We start from the raw sequence: 22558 nt of genomic DNA, 5'->3' as shown, positions 1-22558 counted from the left end.
ATAGTCATGTCAATTAACTCTTACTGTTTAAAAATATCTGACTGTGAGGGAAGTATACCTTTTTAGGTTATCTTTAATAGACTTTTTAAATCTAATTTTTTAATTTTTGGAACAAATAGACTCTAATCATGAGAAAACTATTATCTACCAAATTATTAGGGTCATTGGTTTTATTCTTTCTATCCATTCAAGTCACAAATGCCCAAGAGGTTATCCATTGCTGGGATTTTAATGGTGGAGGTGCAAATTTCAATACCACTCCTCTCTCTAATGCGAATAGAGCAACTGGGAATGGCATAATTACTCATAATTTTGTAAGTGTAGAATCTAATCTTGGCACTAGTTCCAATGCCTGTGTTGGTAGTACTGTAGGACAATCTTTTAGACCAACTGGTGCCGCTGGTCTGGCTAATAACGGTAGACATATTGATTTTAATTTTTCTTCAGAGGGTTATGAAAATTTATCACTTTCATTTTGGTCAAGACGCACACCAACAGGATTTGATGATAACCAAATACAATATTCTATTGATGGAGGTCTAAACTTTACAAATCTTTCTAATCTTGATTACACCCCAGCTCTTAATCCAGGGGCAATCTTAAGTCTAGATATTTCAAACGAAGCTCCTCTTGCAAACAATCAACCCAATTTAATTATTCGAATCACCTTTAATGGTGCGACTAATGCAGGTGGTAATAATCGTATTGACAACGTTAAACTTCAGGGGGAATTTCTTTATGATCAAACTTCAGAAGTTGTTGCTCCTTCAACTCAAGTGGGAGTAAATACTGTTGTTGCTTCCAATACAAGTACACTATCTGTTTTTAGCTTTGATATTGAAGATTTAGGCAGTGGTGATGTTTTGCCTACGACTGTAACTCAAATGCGTTTTGTGGCTGGAGCTAATAATACTGTAGATTGGTCAACATTCTCGAATGTTGCTATAAGGGATGCTTTATTAACTGAAATTCCAGGAACAGCTGTTATTACGACCAATGAAGTTATTTTTACGCCAGATAGTTCTGTGGTTGTTGCTGATGGTGCTTCAGACAATTTTACGGTTGATGTCACCTTGGATCAGTCTAACATTGTAGATGAAAGTGTAATCCAGTTTCAAGTTGCTGGAACTAATTCTAGTTTTGAAGCAGATCTTTCGGGGTCTTTATTTAGCTCTTCTTTTACATCCGCGGACGTGGTTGGAAATAATATCACTCTCAATGTGGTCGCGTCAGAAATGGCCTTTTTACAACAACCCACTAACACGCGTTTAGATGAAGTGATGCAACCAGATTTAGAGGTTAGCCTTGTGGATGTCAATGGGAATTTGGATACGGGTAATTTTTCTTTAGTAGATATTTCTTCGACCGGTGATCTTGAAGGAGACCCCGTTAGTGTATCTGCAGTTGAAGGTGTTGCTACTTTTTCAAACTTAATTCATACTCATGTTGGAATTGATCTGGAACTCATTGCAGATGCAGACACTTTTTCTGAAATGATTAGCACTCTTTTTAATGTTTCAAATAATGATAGGACCTCAGAAGTTGTTGTTCCTTCAACTCAAGTGGGAGTAAGTACTGTTATTGCTGCCAATACAAGTACACTATCTGTTTTTAGCTTTGATATTGAAGATTTAGGCAGTGGTGATGTTTTGCCTACGACTGTAACTCAAATGCGTTTTGTGGCTGGAGCTAATAATACTGTAGATTGGTCAACATTCTCGAATGTTGCTATACGGGATGCTTTATTAATTGAAATTCCAGGAACAGCTGTTATTACGACCAATGAAGTTATTTTTACGCCCGATAGTTCTGTAATTGTTGCTGATGGTGCTTCAGACAATTTTACGGTGAATGTCACTTTGGATCAGTCTAACATTGTAGATGAAAGTGTAATCCAGTTTCAGGTTGCTGGAACTAATTCTAGTTTTGAAGCAGACCTTTCTGGGTCTTCATTTAGCTCTTCTTTTACAGCCGGGGACGTGGTTGGAAATAATATCACTCTTGATGTTATAGCGACAGAAATAGCTTTTATACAACAACCTAGTGATGTGGAAGTGAATACTTTTATGACTCCACCTGTCCAGGTAGCCTATGTTGATGAAAATGGGAATGTAGATACGTCTATCACAACAGATATTAACTTAACGTCTTCTGGAGGTGCTTTGGTCAACCTCCTTCATCCAGTTCCTGCTGTGAATGGTGCAGCTACTTTTCCTAACATAGCTTACACTGCTCAAGCTAATGGTCTAGACTTAACCGCAGAAGCGTTGCAGGGTTCAATAGTTCCTAATTCAATTATAAGTTCCACTTTTAGTGCCGCTATTCCTGTGATTGCTATTCAAGACTTTGATGGGACGCCATCAGAATGGCTTTACACTACAAGTATTCCACTATTTGACGAAGGATGGGGGGCTGATTTTTTTGGAATAATTAATTCTGATGAGGCTTCACCTTTGGTGAGTGGGAGTTTTATCAATAATATTTTTGGAGAAAACGATTTAAATTCCCCAAATGGAACAACAGGTTTCGCCTCATTAGATTTTGTGACTGTTGATATTTCCGGATACTCCACTGTTGACCTTACTTTTGACTGGGAAGTTAGTGGCTATAATGTATCTGGTGATAGAATAGAGTATGAAGTAGTTTATGATGGAGTGTCTCAAGATCGTCTATTTTTATTTGAAGGAGGAGCTACAGATGTTGCTTCAGGAACACTTAGTTTAAGTATCCCAGATACAGTTTCTGATGTCTCTTTTAAATATTTTATTCAAAATAATGGGGCTGATGGTTATTCAGGTCTTGATAACGTAAAGCTAACAGGAGATTCCAATGCAAGAGACACGCAAATTATAGCGCCACCAATGCAAATTGCAGAGGGAACTATTATTGCAGACATAAATGATAATTCGGGGAGCTCTGTTGATGTGTTTAGTTTTGGTATAGTAGACTCTGGTAATTTTGACAACCTATCAACTAATATCACTAGATTAAGATTTGTGCCTGGATCTCTGAATACGGCTAAATGGGAAGATGCGGTTCAAGGAATTTCTATTTCAGATGGAACCACTATACTCGATCAAGCTGACCAGACATTATTGATAACGCCAACTGAAATTTTATTGGATATCGATGCAGATCCTGATAATATACTCGTTATTGATGATGGAGATGCCAAGACCTATACGATTAGAGTGTTCTTAAAACAATCTGACATTATAGATCAATCAGTTATTCAATTAGCTATAGATGACGGTAATCAAGATCAAATCGCCTCTGTTGACGGGTCTATTTTTTCACGAGATATTACAGCTTTTGAAGGTGTCGTGTTTACTATTGATGTAGTGGGTAATGGTTTAGAATTTGTTGTTCAACCAACGACGACATTGGTGAATACCGATATGTCCCCATCTATAAGAGTTGCCAATACAGATAACAATGGGAACTTAGATTTGGCTAATAGTGGTGAAAATGTGTCGATTACTTCTACAGGAACGCTTTTGGAGAGTCCAATAGAACCCATTATTGGAACCGACGGTTATGCTAATTTTAATGCGATCAATCACACCCAGCCTGGTTTTGACTTCCAGTTAACCGCTTCATCAGGCGTGTTTAGTTCTATAACGAGTACAACTTTTGACATTTCTCAAAAACGAGTGCTTCTTATTTCAGAGGTTGTTGACCCTAGCGATAATGTTGACGGTAGATATGTGGAATTATTCAATACCGATGTAGAGGCTTTAGATTTTGGCGATCAGAATTATTATTTGCATAACCCTACAGGAACAGGTCAAAGTATTCAACTAACAGGCGTAATTCCTCCAAAATCTTACTACATTATTAGTTTTACAGATGCGGCAACTTTCAATGGAATTTATGGTATAAACCCAGATTTTGAAGCTTCAATTGCTACAGCGTCTGGTGGTCAAGATGTTTATTATATTTCTTTTGCGAATACTGAGAAATCGTTAATGGACGTTTATGGTGTCTTAGCAGAGTCTGGAACTATAGGCACAACTTGGGAGTTTTCAGGTGCTCGTGCTTTTAGAAATTACCCGACAGTAAGAGAAGCAAATCCCTTATATGATTCAACTGAATGGACTAAAATTTCTGCTACAAGTGGTGATGCTACAACTGGTATTGGGGATAATGACTTTGTTTATAGAGAAAACTGGACAACATCTGGACTTGGAGATCCAGAAGCTCCTCCTTTTGACGGAGCAAATACAGATAAAAGCATTTTCATAGAAAGCGCTGAAACTACATTATCTGGAACAAATACCATTTCAGATGTCGTCGTAAGGGCAGGGGCAACATTAATTCTTGAAGATGCAATTACCTTGAATGGAGATTTTGTCAATTTTGGGAAAGTTATCTTCCGGAGTACAGTCTCTAAAACAGCTGCTTTAGGGCCATTTAATTTTGAAAATAGAAGATTAGCAGGTGAAAATTATGAGATAGAACGATATATTCCTAAAAGTAATAGGGCTTTTAGATTTTTATCCACTTCAGTAACCACAACAAGCTCTATCCGAGACAATTGGCAAGACGGTCAAAACAACACCCAAACTGGAGATGACAATAATAGTAATCTTAACTCAGGTTTTGGAACTCATATTACAGGATCAACTAGTGGTGCTAACGGGTTTGATGCAACTTTAACTGGAAATCCATCTATGTTTGAGTGGAACGCCGCAAACGCTCAATGGAACTCAATTCCCAATACAGATACTAAAACCTTTAAAGCAGGAGATGCATATGTTTTATTGATAAGAGGAGATAGGTCGACAACACTCAATTCTAATATAGCAGTTGGTCCAGCGACTACCTTACGAGCAACTGGAAAATTGGTGGTTGGTTCCAAGACTGTTACTAACCTATCTTCAACCTTAGGAGGTTTTTCATTAATCGGTAATCCTTATCAAGCTAAAGTGAATATGGCAGATTTACTTTCCTCAGGAAATTCTTCTGGTGTCAGTTCACAATTTGTTTATATATATGACCCAACCCTTGGAACAAGAGGTGGTTACGCTACAGTAACGTTGGCAGAAGGAAGTAATACAGCTGCAGTTCCTGAAACCTCTAATGCCAATCAATTTTTAGAACCCAATCAAGCCTTTTTTGTGGAAACAACGACAACAAATCCAGTGGTTGTATTTAAGGAATCTTTTAAAACAACTGCAACAGGAAATAATACGACCTTTAAAGTCCCAGAACCATTGACTAACCTAAATATCAACCTTTTCTACGATGGCATAGATACAAGTCCAGTTGATGCCTTAAGAGTAGAGTTTAGGTCAGAAGCAAATAATGCCAAGGACAGCTTGGATGCCACAAAGGTTTGGAATTATGATGAGTGGTTTGCTATCGATAGATTTCCAAACTATATGTCTATAGAAACTCGGGGGATGCCAACAGAACAAGATAGTATTCCTTTTTACTTAGGAAACTTCACTCGAAGCGCTTACCGTCTAGAGGTGAAACCTGAAAATTTTTCTGGTACTAAAGGGTATTTGTACGATAACTATTTAGAGTCTAGTGTAGAATTAACTCCAGATGAAAGTACCTCTATTTCATTTGATGTGGACAAAATTATACCAGAATCAATAGCTACGGATAGATTTGTAGTTAAGTTCGAACAAGTCAACTTAGGAACAGAGGATGTTGTTTTGGACTCTTCAATGGTGGTGTATCCAAATCCAGTAAGAGGAAACAGCTTCAGTATTTTTCATCAACAAGCCTTTAACGGGTTGGTCTTAAGTCTTCAGTTATTTGACCTTCAAGGACGAATGGTGCTAGATCAAGAGTTGATCAACTCTTTTAGGATGACAGTGAATCTAAATAATAGCCTTTCTTCTGGAGTCTATGTCTTAAAATTATCTGATGCTAAAAACAGTCAAACCACTAAGCTTATTATAGAATAGATTCTAATCCTTTATACAACCTAAAAACTCCTGAGTCTTCAGGAGTTTTTAGGTTGTATAAAGTCGACTATCACTAGATAGATAAAATTTAAAACCTAGCTCGATATTTTTTCTGCACTAAACTAAATTTATAATGTCGTATAAATCGTTTTACCGATACGAATTCGGCACAGGCTTTTTTCGTCTGCTTTTTATCAAAAATAATTACTGTAACTAAGGCTAAGCCAATTATTTTAACTTCAAACAATCAAAAAACCTGTGCTGAGCTACGCCGTAGTATAATTCAATTTATAGAGGTAGCTATTTAGTTTCATAGTTTTTTGTATCTTGAATGTGAATAAAATAAGAGTTATATGATTAATTTTGAAGGGCAAAATGCCCAAGAGTTTTATGTTCGGTTCAATTCTGTGCTTTCTTGTAAGGAATACCTATCAGAAATAAAATGGGAAAATGGTTTCAAATGTGTAAAATGTAATCATAGTGCTTGTCAAATTCGTTCCAATTATGATCGTACCTGTAATAAATGTAGTCATACAGAATCAGCATCTGCAAACACGCTTTTTCATAAAGTAAAATTTGGATTAGATAAGGCTTTTATCATCTGTTTTGAAATGGCAACGACTACTCGTAGTTTATCAGCAAGTTATTTGGCAAAACGAGTAGGAGTTACACCTTATACTGCCCGAATGTTCATGTACAAGGTTCGTGATGCTATGAAGTCTAGTGAGAACTTTCCAATGATGAATCGCGTTGAGGTAGACGAATTTGTGGTAGGTGGAAAAGAAGATGGTAAGGTTGGGAGAAGCTATAATACCAAGAAAAAAAAAGCTGTAGTAGCCCTTGAACTAACAGAAAATGGAAAAGTGAAAAGAATGTACGTGAATCAAATAAATGACTTTTCTGCTAAAGAATTACTTCCAATATTTGATAAGCATATCTCAAAAACGGCAAGTATCAACACGGATTTGTGGCGCGGATATAGACCTATAGCTAAAGAATTTAATATCGAACAGATACCTAGTAATTCTGGGAAAAACTTCAAAATATTACACACTATGATTCATCAAATCAAATCGTGGATTAGAACTACCTATTCATATGTAAGTTCTTTCCATATTAGTGGATATTTTGATGAATTTTGTTATCGATTGAATAGGTCTAGAAGTAAGAAAACCATCTTTCATAACCTTGTTTCTAGAATGATGCAAAAACCGAAATTATATCAATCCAAATTAATATGTACTTAAGTAGCTACCTCTATCAATTTATTTTTACAACATTATAAATTTTATTTGGTATTATATGTATACTATCAAGTTTCAATACTGTCAATTATTTGAGTTGCTGGGAAAAGTGAACTAAACTATTAAAATGAGTAGTTCACCATTAGTAGCATCAGGAGTAAATTCAGAAGAAAAATATAGTCTGCTACAAGCTCAACTCCTTTTGTTAGGTAAAATTAATTCAATACCAATTTAAATAATTAATGTCGTTATTATTGTTTAAATATAACAATGGCAAAACCTTATGAATTCCGGATAGTAAAAAGCAATCGAGTCATAGGCTTGATAAACGAATAATCTGGCTAGGACCTATTCTTACAAAGCGTTTTAAAACTAGAAATGAACTTGCAGATTATTTAAAAATTAGTCCAAGAACCCAATAGTGTTAGGCTAAAAAATATGTAGCCTTAGGAATAAAAGGTTTATTGACTGATCAACCTAAGATTATTAAATCAAGAATAATAACTTCAGAAATTCATCAAGGTTTAAAAGAGAGTGTTAATTCGAGCATGACACCTTTTCTAGGCTATTGGGAAGCCAAGTCATGGGTATATGAACAATACGGAGTGGATGTTAAATATCATTTACTGCGGCATTATTTGATACAGCATTTTAAGACAAAGCTTAAAACCCTTTGAAAATATAATTATAAAAAAGATATGGAAGTGAATTTTTTTTAAAAATCCCTAATGAGCTATATCAGATTAAATTAAGTCGAAATAAAGATAAGTTTGACTCTGTAAATTTATCTTTATAAGATGAAGCATGATTTGTAATGATGAACTATTTAGACCCATATCTTACAGTATCAAGAATCAAACCCCTAGTTAATTACCAGCTTGTTTATAAAACAACATACCACTACGTTAATTACTCGCCAATAAACGGAGACTCTTTTGTTTGGGAAATAAATGGTGTAAGTACTAACATATTTCAAGCTTATCTGCGAGAATTTTCAACACATAATTCAAAGGAATATAAAATTGTAGTGATTGATGATGCAGGATTTCATTCTACAAAAAATATAGAGGTGCCACAAAATATAATCTTGTTAAGAATACCCCCGTACAATCCTAAACTAAACCCATGCGAACAAGTATGGCAATACATTAAAAATCGATTTAAGAATCAAAGATTTGAATCGATGAAAAGTTTAAAAGAATGGCTAAGCGAAATGGTCTGCGAAATGAAACCTGAAACCATTAAATCTATAACAGGAAATCATCATTTTCTAAAGGCTTTTAATACGGTATTTAATAACTAAATTGGTATAAGAATGATTGAGAATGAAAAAATATATCACAATCAAATTATATGTAGTCAACTATTAACATCTACAATTATTTTAAGCATTTCACCACATTAAATTATAAAAAATGCACAAAGTTATAAGAGGATAAGTCACTGATTTTCGAATAACTATATACTTGTTGAGTATTTCTATAAAAATGATAATTTGATTAAACTTGAACTAAAAAACAAATAAATTATCTAAAAGGGATATAATAGGTTACACCTATAGATGCACGAAACATTCTAGGGTCAAAATTACCTCTACTTGAACCTATACTTTCTACTGTGCTATTACCATCAGTTGAAAAATCTGGAGTGGTAAACAAACTATAAGTCAAATCTAAGTGAAGAGAAAAATCTGTTGAAATTTCATATTCTGCTGTAGTACCAAAATTTACCGTCACTAAATCATCGCCATCAAAGATATATCCATCATCTGCGTCTGAGTATCTAGCTTCATCCCATAGTTCATAGTGAGAAGCTCCAACTCCTAAATTAACGAAAAGATTAAAACCGTCTGGCCAATCTGGGGATCTTAGCTTCAATAGATCTTTAATATTTAAAACACCATCGAGTGTAATGTGATAGACGGTAGTTTCGAAATCTCTTGAATCGTTGTCTCCAGTGAGGTTTGTAAAGCCACCTTTCAATCGAATACCGTAAGGCTTATAGAGGCGTCTTTCTGAATTAAAAAGATACCTTAACCCAATAGAAGTAGAAAAATTATTTAAAGCTGAAGATGAATAGCCCGAAGTGTACGTTCCACTCGAAGAAGCCACACCTAATTCTAGCGATGTCGACCAATTTTCAGCTTGACCTGAACGTTGGGCTGAAAGATTAGCAAAAACAAGAAAAATGAATGTAAATATGAAAAATTTCATTTTATAATATATAAAGGATAAGGACAAATATATATTATTATTTGATAATTAACATATTTCACCCTTAATTTGTTTTAAATAGATTTTTTGATGCTAGTGTTCTATGAAAAAAGCATCAAAAATTGAGTTTTTTTTCGTTTATGGAAGAATTAATATCTGACAGAAATTTCAACTACGGGTAAAAGCATTATTTTTTTTAATACCTGAAATTCAATTAAATAATAGGTACGCTTAATAAAAGTAAAACAGCACGTGGTTTATTGCTCAAATCGGATCATTACTGCAAATAGTTTTCAACATTTTAGCACTTAATAATAATGTTATATGGTCTGACCTCAGGATGCAACTTATACCAAATTAGACCTATAATGACGCAATAAATCGTTTCTTTTTCGCCTGCTTTTCATCAAAAATAATTACCGTAGCTAAGGCTATGCTAGTTATTTTTGATTTAAATCAATCAATCAAAAAATAATTCAATTTATTCATACGGCATTATAAATATTATTTGGTATTACTAGGCAAAATGCGCGGAAGGATAGTAAGCTATGGCCGTAGCATTTCACATTGTAAGACCGTTGCATAAATCAAGGTGAATTCCTTTATATTTTAAGTTTCATTTTTTTAGTTCATAAATCAACTTAATTTCTATTTAATTTTCAGTTTTGGATACTCGTTTTAAATGCTCATTTATTTTTATTTTATAAAATTGAACACTATTATCCCTAGACTTCGATGTGAATTTTAACACATAGCTTCCATAAGATTTTGAGTATGCAATTTTGTACTACCTTTATATCCTGCTACTCCGCCAGAGTACCAAAACTTTATACCTCCAAAGATAGGCTCTACTTTAAATCTTGTTTTGCCCATGATTAAATCAAAATCATTCGATAAAAATTTGATAGACTTAATCCCTACAAGTTATCTAGAACCAGTCATTAAAGTAATTTTAGTTTTTATAATTTATGTTAAATTATTGTCGCTTAATCAATAATTTACCTAAAAGAGAATACTTTTATTAATATATCCATATTTTAGGACGACTAAAATGCACACAACTAATATTCACCTCCAAGTCTTCAAAACTTTTTCATAAAAGCCAAACAAAATAATTATCACAATACACTCATTCAAATTTTATCCATTTTAGACTTCGCATAAAACAACACAAAAAATCTAAAATCTCACCTCAACTAAAAAACAAACCTAAATTCAACCTACATAAAAACTATACTAATTTTTAGTTTTGATGGGATAAGCTGGTGTTTCAACTTTTACTGGTGGATTTTCTTTAAGTTGTTTCATTGCAATTTCAATAGCTTTTTCTAGTTGTGGGTCTCGGCCTTGTATTACTAATTCTGGCCATTGTTCTACTTCTACATCTGGGGGTACGCCTTCGTTTTCAACGTTGAATCCTTCTTCAGAATAAAAGGCAAGATTTGGCGCGGTTACACTACCCCCATCAATAAATTCCGGATAACCTAATACGCCAACTAAACCACCCCAAGTGCTTTTTCCTACAATGGTTCCCATTTTAAATCTCCTAAACATCCAAGGCAAATAATCGCCTCCAGAACCTGCAGTTTCATCTATTATCATCACTCGCGGACCTTGTATAGAGGCGCTAGGTGATTTTAAATCTTTACCGTATCTGAAATTCCAATTTGCTTGCATTGGGCGTTTTAATATATCTATGTAATAATCTGCTAAAGAGCCACCTCCATTAAAGCGTTCATCTACAATGATGGCTTTTTTATTGGCTTGCGGATAGAAATAGCGTTTAAAAAAGTTAAAGCCTGCCACGCTTGTATTGGGAACGTACACATAAGCTACATCTCCATTTGTGGCTTCGTGCACTTTTTTCATATTGCCTTCTACCCAATCTCTATTTCTAATAGCCCATTCGGTTGCTAGTGGGGTCACTTTATAGGTTCTAGACTCTGAACCATCCGCTTTTTTACTCACTTCCAGTGACATTATTTTATTCGCTGTATTTTCAAAAAAGCTATACAGGTTGTCGCTTCCTTTTACATTTTCACCATTAACGGAGATAATGTAATCGCCGGTATTTATACCAACGCCCGGTTCTGTAAGTGGCGAACGCAAACTGGGTGTCCAATTAAGACCCCCAAATATTTTAGCGATTTGATAACGCTCATTTTTAACCATATAGTTAGCACCTAGCAAACCTCCTCCTATGCTTTTTGGTTCATTTAATCTATCACCACGACTAGAAAAACGGTGGTGTCCAACAGAAAGCTCGCTAAACATCCATTGCATCACTCTGTATACATCTCCTCTACAAGAAGCCTCTTTCAGAAAAGGTTGGTATTTTGTTTTCATGGCCTTCCAATCTACACCGTGCATTCCTGGATCGTAAAAGAAATCTCTATTTACCCGCCATGCTTCATTAAAAATATTTACCCACTCTTCCTTCGGATTTATCTTTACACTTATGGCATTAAAGTTCAAAGGGGCTTCTTCAGATTTCTGACCGAGGTCTGAGATAAAGTAAGATCCATCAACTGAATATAACATTTTCTTGCCATCAGCAGAAATTGAAAAAGAACTTGCTGGCATTAATTCTTCACTTTTTCTGGTCTTAAAATCGAATTTTTGAAGGCTTGACTTAGGAGAATGAAATGAGGAAGAGATATAATACAATTCCCCTTCTCCTGCTAAACTCAAATTACTATATACACCTGGTTCAATAGGTAAACTGATTATTCGCTCCTGAAAACCGTCCCAATCTATTTTTAAATCTGACTTTTCTGCTACTTCCTTTTTATCTTCTTTCTTTTTATCCTCTTTAGGTTCTTCTTCTTTTGGCTGCTCTACATCGTTTTCTTTTGCTAAAGGCGAAATCACCTCCTTTTGAAGTGTGACTAAGTAGATAGATTGTGTAAGCTCTTTATCTATATTAGATTGATCGAACCAGTTGACAAGTGGTCCTGCATCTGTTGAAGCTGTCATGTATAAATATTTCCCGCTTGGATCAAAAACGGGTTCAGAAACATTAGACAACCCATCTGAAAGTGGATAGGATTTGTCTTCTGAAATGGAATAAGCATAAGCACGTTCAAAATTGGTTTCGGTAATGACGGTGTAGGCTATCCAATTGGAATCGTGTGACCAAGAACCAAAAAGTTCCCTAAATATTCCAGGGACAAATAAAATGTCTTCATCAATTTTAGTTGTTTTCTTTGTCGAAATGTCAGTAACATACAACCTACGACCATTATCTACATAACTTACATTTTTGCTGTCTGGCGACCAATGTATATCAGCATAAAATCCAGAACCAGTTAACGGAATGGCACTTACATCTCCTAAAACATTATTTTTAATATGCAAGGCATATTCGCCAGTTGCATCAGAAAAATAAGCAATGAATTTGCCGTCTGGAGACCATTCTGGATATTTTTCGTGAGTCCCAGTTGTAGCAGTCATATTTTTGGGATCTCCTTTTTGACCAGGAACCGTAACAATATCTCCTCTAAAATCTACAACTGCTCTAGCACCAGAAGGTGAAACACCAACTGAACGCACATAATCTTCACCAGAAACAAAACGTTCCCGCAATTCTAGTAAATCTGTAGTGATGCTAATGTTTAATACGTTGTCTGTATTCGTTTTAGTGTTGTAAATATGAAGCGTCCCAGCTTGTTCGTAAATTACAGCACCATTGTGCGCTTTGAGATTGATAACCGGAAAATCCTTGTAATCTGTCAGTTTTTTAATTGCTTTTGAATTGGTTTCGTAGCTGTACAAATTAAATTCGCCATCTCTATCACTTTTAAAATATACGAATTCTCCCATCCATTGTGGTTGCGAATCATTACTGCCACCCTCTGGTTTCTGAATTTCCGATACTTTGTGTGATTGGGTATTGTAAAGCCAAATACGAGCAACGGTTCCTCCCCGGTAATGTTTCCATTGATTAAACCGATCAGCAATAGGCGTATACGCGATGCTTTGATCGTTATCTGAATAGGAAGCCCAAAATGCATTTGGAATATCCAATTGCGTTATAGCTCCACCATCAGTTGAAACAGAAAATACTTGCATATAGCGGTTGGTAAAAGAATTGCGTTGAGAGACAAATAAAACGGTCTTGCTATCTGCAGAAAAATCTCTGACATAATCGTTATAAGGATGCCAAGTAAGGCGTTTTGGAACTCCTCCATTTGCTGAAACTATAAAAACATCTACATTGCCATCATATTCTGCTTCAAAGGCAATTTTACTTCCGTCTGGAGAAAATACGGGGTTGGCTTCAATGCCTTTATCTATTGTAAGTCTTTTCGGGTTTGACCCATCTCTGTTGGCAACCCATAAATCTTCAGCATAAATAAAAGCGATATGTGTATCGCTCAATGCAGGTTGATGCATCAGTTTAGTGATTTGGCTAAAAGAGAACAACGGCAGTATAAAAATACAAAGCGTTGATAATACTAATTTGTACTTGATTTTCATAAGGTTTATTTTAGTCTGTTTTTTTATTTTTTCAGGATAGTTTAACTGCTTATCCGTTGTATTATTTCTTTAAATAAAACTTACCCTATTTTCTTTAAAAAACATAATCAGTGTAATTTAGGCTATTTAAAGTAATTCTGCTAGGAGCAAACCTAAGCGTCTCCCCTTTTTTAGGGACTACTGGAAGAAGCGTGTTAATGAATAAAGGTTCAGGCAAAGCACTCTAAGTTCTTTTGAATGACTGCAAAGTTTGACTCAAAAATCATCAAGAATTTTCTACTTATCTTTTAATGAGAACCAATTTATAAGTGTTTTCTCTCGCAAAGTCCCTAAAGCGAAAGTTGGATAATATGATCTCTCTTTCTACATTGTACTTGATACTTTAAACTCACTTCTATTTCACGCAAAGACCGCAAAGCTAAAACGCTAAGGTCGCAAAAGATGGGTAAGATCTAATTCGTATTTTATACTTTATATGTTTTACTTCTAATATTATACCTTGTATATTTTACTTCTAGTATCGTACTTTGTATATCGCACTTCTAATATTGTATTATTTATCTGCGTTAATCAGCGAAATTATTTTTTCTGTGGCCTTTGTTTTTGTAGCGTATCATCTGCGTCGAGCAGCTAGACTATTTATGATTAACGGAGAATTCAAATCGTTCAATTTGGTGAAAAATCTTAAACGCAGTGGTCAATTCTTAATAATTCTAGGATTAAGTCTAGTGGTTAAAAAAATATTTTTACTGTATTATTTTGAATTGACTTCCCCCTTTTTTCAATTCAATGATTTATCTACTGTTGATTGTCATCGGACTTAGTTTTATACGTTTAAGCAAAATGCTCAAATTATCTATTCAAGCGAAGCAGGAACAAGACTTAACAATCTAAGCCATGTCTATTAAAATTAATCTGGATCAGGTTCTCAAAGATCGTCACATGCAATCGGTAGATTTAGCTAATTTATCCATTTTAAAAACAGCAAAAGCCTAAGCCATAAGGTTATCGACCTTATACCAAATTAGACATATAATGTCGCAATAAATCGCTTCTTTTTCGCCTGCTTTACATCAAAAATAATTACCGTAGCTAAGGCTATGCTAATTATTTTTGATTTCAATCAATCAAAAAATAATTCAATTTATTCATACGGCATTATAAATATAATTTGGTATTAGAACGCATTTGCGAGGTGTTGAATTGCCAGCCTGAAGATTTGTTGAGCTTCGAGCCTAAAGATTAGGTTTCACCTGTTTGCGATTTTAGCTTTTAAGAGTAGACTAGTCGACGTGAAAACCATAAACTATTATAGCTGTTGGTGCTTAATTCAACTTAGTAAAACAAAGGTTTTTCAGTTTCTAATGCAGTTATATAACTCTTGATATGACATTCATTTATTCTGAATTTGATCCCGTTACGAAAATGCTTCAGGTAAAACTTTCAACCCCAGACGAAACTTATAAATCAACTTTATGTCTTATGCTGGATGTCTAAAAACTAAGAGATTTTCTCTGCATAAATTCAGAAGGAAAACATTAATGCATAAAAAAAGCAAGACCCTAGAGTCTTGCTTTAATTTTTGAACAATCTCAAAATTGGATGAAATTTGTGATATTCAAGTTAAATGGATAGTTATACAAATAACCTTAGATTTTATCACTTTGAGTTACGGTTTGACCGTACATGTATTACGGTTAAACCGTAAATTTTTATTTAGAGCCCTTATTTTCCTCCTCCAATACGTTTAGGATATAAGCATAATGTGCATTTAAAGTCTCATTCTCTGATTCTTTTTTGGTTTTGACATAGGATTTAAGTTCATTTTGAAGCGCTAGACTCTTACCTTTAAGTTCAAGCGCTAAGCCGTCATCACTCATTAATTCCTTAAGTTGATGTGCAAAATACTTTTGTAACTCGCGTTCAACTTGGTCTGGAGTGGTTCTCCCATAGACGAGATCCCCCGCTAAACGATCCAAAAGCTCTTGAGGGGAAAGACCATTTCCAATTAAAGAGGAGTTGGTATCCCACATGAGGTTGAGTCGATCCGCATCCATAAGCCGATTCAACATTCTTTTATTTAAGCTGATGACACTCTTGAGTTTTCCTGATTTTGAAAATTTGGAAACCAGCGCATTTTCGATCAACCAATATTGAGGTGTCCAGACATTTTCATTCAGAAATTCAAGAGCCTTTTCCTGTTCGGCTTTATTCACAACTTGATAAGGCTCTCCAGGCTGACCTTTTGTTAACAAGGTTTCATGAACTCCGCCCACAACTGAAGCCACGTGATAAATATAGCGGCGGTACACGCCTAGCATTTCACCATAGAGCTCTTCCAGATCTTCATAACTCTGCCCTGAAGTGGTGGTCCATTGCTCTAGATTTTCGGCTACGATTCTAAGATTACTCAAACCATAGGTACTTGCTTGTACAGAATTATCTCCAATATCTTCGGTCTGTGCATCGGGGTCATTACCTCTCCCACCAAACATATACATAGGGTCGGTGCTACGTTCATCTACAAAACTCTTCAAAATCTTTTGATCTTCTTCCGCAGAACTGTTTGGGAAATAGCGGTAACCCCATTCTATCGCATAGTCATCGTAAGGACCAAGCTGTCTTACAAAACGGATGTTTTCGTCGCCGGGTTGTGCGATATAATTATACCGTGCATAGTCCATGATCGTAGTCGCAATTCCGTTTTCCTGGGTAAAGCTTCCAGATCTGAGAGAGTCTACAGGATAGGCAGAACTTGCTTTCATGTTATGAGGTAAGCCTAAGGCGTGACCGATTTCGTGAGAAATCACACGGCGCATCATCTCTCCAATTTCTTCTTCTGGGGTGTCTAAAGTTCTAGCTTTAGGATTGGCTGCCCCAGTCTCCAATAAATAGCGATTGCGATAAGACTTTAAGTGATTATGATACCAAATGATATCACTTTCTATAATTTCACCGGTCCTCGGGTCGGAAACACTTGGTCCAACCGCATTTCGGGTCGTCGACGCTACATATCTTACTGTAGAAAAGCGAACATCTTCAGGACTAAAGTCAGGGTTTTCCTCTGCGGTTGGCGCTATTTTAGCCTGAATAGCATTCTTGAAACCCGCTTTTTCAAAAGCTGAATTCCAGTCTTCAATCCCTTTTATAAAATAAGGTCTCCATTTCTCTGGAGTGGCGGGGTCTAGATAGTATACAATAGGTTTAACGGGTTCTGTGAGCTTGCCTCTAGCATAAGCTTTTTTGTTTTTGGGTTCCAGCCTCCAACGTCTGATGAGTCGAACTTCATCTGATTTTAAAGCATCGGAGCTATAATTGTATTTTCTCAACCCAAACCAGCCAACACGAGGGTCTTCATAGCGGACTTGCATAAGATCTTCGGGTAAAGCGATAATGGAATGGTTCACTTGAAAGGTAAACGTATTGGTAGAATTTCCCCGTGGTGGGTTATCGGTGGGAAAGGTTAGCGTGTGGGTGATTTCTGTATTCTGAGGAAAACTTTTAGCAGAATTGATACGACTACGTTTATCGTCAGCTTTGCCAATTTTATAGTCTTTTTTTAATCCGTCGGGGATAATATTAAAAGAAGGAGAGTCAGAATTGAAGAACGAAGAGGCCTCAATAACAATATTCTCACCTTCCTCAGATTTTATAGGGAAGGTCACTAAAATGGGATTTAAGTTATTTTGAGCGACACTCAGCTGTATGGGATCGTCCTCATCGGCGACATTGGTGGTAGACACCTGGATGAGATCAATTGATTTTCCTACTTTCACCAAATGAATCAGTTGTTCTGACGTTTTAGATCCTGCATTTCTGTAGGCTGAATAGTTGGACGGCAATTGCTTAAGGCGAGTGACCATGAGTAAGTCTTTTTCCAAAGCTTCTTTTGAAAACTCCAGGTAAAGTTTATCTCCATCAAAATAAGTAGTGAGGAGCCCTTCGCTCTTGGGCATTGTATTCAGAATGGAGTCTAGGTTTTTTATGGGCTTGTCTTGGGCAACTCCAAGCTGCAAGCTCAATCCAAAAACGATGAGTAATAGATATTTCATAGAGTTTATATTTAGGACTGAAAATAAACAAAAAAGTTTAAAGTAGTTTTTAGGTGAGCTGTGAGTCAGTAGAGTTGAGCGGTGAGTAAAACTAATTTTTAATTAAGAATTTTCAATTGAATTAATCTCAGTTCGAGTGAATTTTGCTTTTGAAAAAAGTGAAATTTGTATCGAGAACTCTTTCTAGCTCAAAACCCTATTACACTTCTCGATACAATTTTCTATCGAAAATCACTCGAAGTGACAAGTTAGTCTTGAGTAGTTAGTCGTGAGAGGTGAGTTAAACTAATTATTAATTTATAATTGAGAATTTTTAATTGAATAAATGTCAGTTCGAATAATGGGTTTGTGGCGAAAGACCAAAACCATTGTATCGAGAACTTTTTCCAACTCACAACTACAAACTACTTCTCGATACAATTTTCTATCGAAAATCATTCTAAGTGACAGCCTCGAAGTATCAACTTTCACGATATTTAGAAAACGGCCTACTAAATTAAGCCGTAAAAATTGAAGTGAAGATGTCGTGAAATTTTAGACTGTCTGAGGCTTTTTTCAGCCGAGTTTCTAAAATTTAGACAGCAAACGTAAATTTTAGACTGAATTTCGTAAGCCTAGATTTTTTTGGTTCGTTTTTTCATCAATGGAAAAAATGAATGAAAGCAATAATTTTATCTAGAGCTTAAATAAGCAGTTACACTGTAAGCCAAAATACATCACTTGAAAAGATTCCGCATCACGGCTACCGCCTTGTACGGAATGACAAGTTTCACGATATTTAGAAAACGGCCTACTTTTTATGGAGGTTAGAAAACAAAAAAGTGGTGAAGAAAGGATAAAGGAGTAAAGCACTAGTGAAACGGTTTGCTTTGTGTGGAGGAACCGCTTTTGTAGTTTTCAAAGACATAAAAATAAGCCTAGATTTTTTTGGTTCGTTTTTTCATCAATGGAAAAAATGAATGAGAGCAATAATTTTATCTAGAGCTTAATTGAAAGTATTAATAGCCGTCAGTGCTTAGTCGCGAGAGGTGAGTTGAAATAATTTTGAATTTTTAATTCAAAAAGTAGTTTTATTGAAGCCCGAAATGACAAGTTTTACGATATTTAGAAAACGGCCTACTTTTTATGGAGGTTAGAAAACAAAAAAGTGGTGAAGAAAGGATAAAGGAGCAAAGCACTAGTGAAACGGTTTGCTTTGCGTGGAGGAACTGCTTTTGTAGTTTTCTAAGACATAAAAATAAGCCTAGATTTTTCCTGCCTACCTTCGGTTGTGCAGGCAGGTTGGTTCTCCCGACACCTCGGGATTCATCAATGGAAAAAATGAATAAAAGTACTAATTTTATCTAAAGCTTAAATAAGCAGTTACACTTAAAGCTTAAATACATCACTTGAAAAGATTCCGCATCGCGGCTCTCGCATAGCAGGGAATAGGAAAGATTCCTCGTCGAAGTATAAAGAACTTCTCTGTCGGAATGACAATAGTGAATTGGTGGCTGAGTGACCCGCTTTTTTGTAGCGGGGTGTATCGAAGCCAAGTTGAGATATTAGTCGGTAGTGAGTAGCCGTGAGAGGTGAGTTGAACTAATTATTAATTTATAATTGAGAATTTTTAATTGAATAAATGTCAGTTCGAGTAATGGGTTTGTGGCGAAAGACCAAAACTATTGTATCGAGAACTTTTTCCAGCTCACAACCCCAAACTACTTCTCGATACGATTTTCTATCGAAAATCACCTGCCTTCCAAGGAACGCAGGCAGGCTCGAAGTGACAGCCAAAATGCTTCAAGTTTCACGATAGCTAGAAAACGGCCTACGAAAAGAGGATGTAAAAATTAAAGTGAAGGTGCCGTCAAATTTTAGACTGTTTGAGGCTTTTTTCAGCCGAGTTTCTAAAATTTAGACAGCAAACGTAAATTTTAGACTGAATTTCGTAAGCCTAGATTTTTTTCATTCATTTTTTCATCAATGGAAAAAATGAATGAAAGCATTAATTCTATCTGTAGCTTAGTTGATACATCTAATGGATGTCAGTGTTTAGTCGTGAGAGGTGAGTTAAACTAATTTTTAATTAAGAATTTTCAATTGAAAAATTATTTTTATTGAAGCTCGAAGTGACAAGTTTCACGATATTTAGGAAACGGCCTACTTTTTATGGAGGTTAGAAAACAAAAAAGTGGTGAAGAAAGGATGAAGGAGCAAAGCGCTAGTGAAACGGTTTGCTTTGCGTGGAGAAACCGCTTTTGTCGTTTTCAAAGACATAAAAATAAGCCTAGTCTTTTTTGTTTCTCCCGACACCTCGGGATTGGGCGATGCAAAAAAGAAAGAGAACATAAATGTTATAGAGACATCGTCTAATCTCAAGACTTCAAAGCACTTTTCGATACAATTTTCTATCAAAAATCACTCGAAGTGACAAGTTTTTCAATATTTAGAACACCACCTAAACAGATTCCGCATCGCGGCTATCGCCTTGTACGGAATTGGAAGAATAGTGAATTGGTGGCTGAGTGACCCGTTTTTGTTGCGGGTTGTATCGAAGCCACGTTGAGATAGATTTTTTCAATATTCAGAACATAACCTAAACAGATTCCGCAATGCGGCTACCGCCTTGCACGGAATGGGAATAATAGTGAATTGGTGGCTGAGTGACCCGCTTTTTTTTAGCGGGTTGTATCGAAGCCACGTTGAGATAGATTTTTTCAATATTCAGAACACCACCTAAACAGATTCCGTATCGCGGATATCGCCTTGTACGGAATGGGAAGAATAGTGAATTGGTGGCTGAGTGACCCGCTTTTTTTTAGCGGGTTGTATCGAAGCCACGTTGAGATAGATTTTTTCAATATTCAGAACACCACCTACAAAGATTCCGTATCGCGGCTACCGCCTTGCACGGAATGAAAGCCTCGAAGTGATCGGTGGACTAGATCTCATTTCATATTTTGAAGTTTTCATCTAAAATTTGGACGACTAGAACAATTACTTATAAAAAAACTATAATTTCGTAATCTTGTTTTATTAAATTTATTTAATAAAACAATCTTTAAGCTTTCAATGACAATAACTTAGAATTAAAAAACATAAAGATCTATTATTAATTAATGATTTCACTAACAAATACAATGACTAAAACAATAAAAAACATCTGCTGTATTGGAGCAGGTTATGTAGGTGGACCAACAATGGCTGTAATTGCCCAGAAATGCCCAGAAATTAAAGTTCATGTGGTTGATATCAACGAATCACGAGTGGCAGCTTGGAATGATCCCAATGTAGAACACATTCCGATTTATGAACCTGGCTTATCTGAAATTGTCGCGGAAACACGTGACAGAAATCTATTTTTCTCCACAAAAGTAGATGAAGCTATTGATCAAGCGGATATTATTTTTATTTCAGTAAACACCCCAACTAAAACGTATGGTATCGGTAAAGGTATGGCCGCTGATCTTAAATTTATCGAACTATGCGCTCGCCAAATTGCGCGTGTAGCGAAGACTGACAAAATTATCGTCGAAAAGTCAACATTGCCAGTGAGAACAGCAGAGGCGCTTAAGGATATACTTCATAATACTGGGAATGGTGTCAATTTTCAAATTTTGTCTAATCCAGAGTTTCTGGCTGAAGGGACTGCTATTGACGATTTATTAGATCCTGATCGTATTTTGATTGGTGGCGATACACATACAGCAGAAGGTCAAGCGGCAATGCAGACTTTAGTAGATGTCTATGCCCATTGGGTACCAAAGGCCCAAATTTTGACGACTAATGTTTGGTCTTCGGAGTTGTCCAAACTCACTGCCAATGCCTTTTTAGCACAACGGATCTCAAGTATTAATGCCATGAGTGAAATTTGTGAAAAAACAGGTGCAAATGTCGATGAAGTCGCACGTGCTATAGGTATGGATTCCAGAATCGGTTCTAAGTTTTTAAAGTCTTCTGTTGGTTTTGGGGGCTCGTGTTTTCAAAAGGACATTCTCAATTTAGTCTACATATCTAAGTCTTTAGGACTTCAAGAAGTGGCGGATTATTGGGAGCAAGTGATTATACTCAATGACCACCAAAAGCTCCGTTTTGCCAAAAATATTGTTAAAACACTATATAATACAGTCTCTGGTAAGCAAATAGCGATGCTAGGTTGGGCTTTCAAAAAAGACACCAATGATACGAGGGAGTCGGCGGCGATTTATGTATCAGATTATCTCCTTAGTGAGCAAGCTGATGTTATTGTTTATGATCCGAAAGTTAAGACAGAACAAATTTATGCTGACTTGGAGTATTTAGGTCATCATGATTCTGAAACCATTCGCCAACGAGTGAAAGTTGTCAAAACCGCTAAAGAGGCTTGTCAAAATGCCCATGCTATTGCAGTGATGACAGAATGGGATGAGTTCAAATCTTTAGATTGGAAAAGCATTTATGACGATATGTACAAACCCGCTTTTGTTTTTGATGGTCGACGAATACTTGACCAGACCAGCATGGAAGCACTCGGATTTAACGTGAATATTATTGGCAACTAATCTATATATAAGGCGTTTCTTATGTTAAATGAAAACGCCTTTATTTTGAGTAAAATAAATATCGGTTCTCGATACAAATTTCTATCGAAAATCACTTGCCTTCCAAGGAACGCAGGCAGGGTCGAA

At 35.8% G+C, this 22558-nt stretch carries 9 protein-coding genes; 5 read left to right on the top strand and 4 right to left on the bottom strand.

All coding sequences use genetic code 11. The features are described 5' to 3' along the window. Positions 1-128: 128 nt before the first annotated feature. From P700755_RS07610 to P700755_RS07600, 3 genes are all read left to right on the top strand, one after another. On the top strand, positions 129-5921 hold the full coding sequence (locus P700755_RS07610; RefSeq protein ID WP_015024118.1) for a T9SS type A sorting domain-containing protein: 5793 nt from the start codon (positions 129-131) through the stop codon (positions 5919-5921). 353 nt (positions 5922-6274) lie between these two features. After that, a complete protein-coding gene (locus P700755_RS07605) occupies positions 6275-7168 on the top strand; it encodes an IS1595-like element ISPto10 family transposase (RefSeq protein ID WP_015024117.1) in 894 nt (297 codons plus the stop codon). Positions 7169-7979: 811 nt separating this feature from the next. Next, the gene (locus P700755_RS07600; RefSeq protein WP_015024116.1) at positions 7980-8468 is read left to right on the top strand and encodes a transposase; all 489 of its coding nucleotides are present in this window, start codon (positions 7980-7982) and stop codon (positions 8466-8468) included. 223 nt (positions 8469-8691) lie between these two features. On the opposite strand, the gene P700755_RS07595 is transcribed toward P700755_RS07600, so the two are convergent. The 3 genes from P700755_RS07595 to P700755_RS07585 all read right to left on the bottom strand — a co-directional run bounded on the left by P700755_RS07595 (position 8692) and on the right by P700755_RS07585 (position 13857). After that, the gene (locus tag P700755_RS07595) at positions 8692-9378 is read right to left on the bottom strand and encodes an OmpA domain-containing protein (protein WP_015024115.1); all 687 of its coding nucleotides are present in this window, start codon (positions 9376-9378) and stop codon (positions 8692-8694) included. 744 nt (positions 9379-10122) lie between these two features. Further along, positions 10123-10251, bottom strand: a complete 129-nt coding sequence (locus P700755_RS20975) for a hypothetical protein (protein WP_281015091.1) — start codon at positions 10249-10251, stop codon at positions 10123-10125. Positions 10252-10614: 363 nt separating this feature from the next. After that, on the bottom strand, positions 10615-13857 hold the full coding sequence (locus P700755_RS07585; RefSeq protein ID WP_015024114.1) for a S41 family peptidase: 3243 nt from the start codon (positions 13855-13857) through the stop codon (positions 10615-10617). Between the two features lie 1171 nt (positions 13858-15028). Here P700755_RS07585 and P700755_RS19220 point away from each other — a divergent pair. Further along, positions 15029-15103: a helix-turn-helix domain-containing protein gene (locus P700755_RS19220; protein ID WP_281015270.1), complete on the top strand. Its 75-nt coding sequence runs from the start codon at positions 15029-15031 to the stop codon at positions 15101-15103. A 466-nt stretch (positions 15104-15569) separates the two neighbouring features. On the opposite strand, the gene P700755_RS07580 is transcribed toward P700755_RS19220, so the two are convergent. Next, a complete protein-coding gene (locus P700755_RS07580; protein WP_015024113.1) occupies positions 15570-17909 on the bottom strand; it encodes a zinc-dependent metalloprotease in 2340 nt (779 codons plus the stop codon). Positions 17910-21010: 3101 nt separating this feature from the next. Between P700755_RS07580 and P700755_RS07565 the strand changes: the two genes are divergently transcribed. Then, positions 21011-22432, top strand: coding sequence for a nucleotide sugar dehydrogenase (locus P700755_RS07565; protein WP_015024112.1), 1422 nt, complete (start codon positions 21011-21013; stop codon positions 22430-22432). Positions 22433-22558: the final 126 nt, after the last annotated feature.

The sequence above is a fragment of the Psychroflexus torquis ATCC 700755 genome (genome assembly GCF_000153485.2).
Taxonomy (GTDB): domain Bacteria; phylum Bacteroidota; class Bacteroidia; order Flavobacteriales; family Flavobacteriaceae; genus Psychroflexus; species Psychroflexus torquis.
Note: the sequence above shows the minus strand (reverse complement) of the source record. Positions and strands in the feature narration are given on the sequence as shown.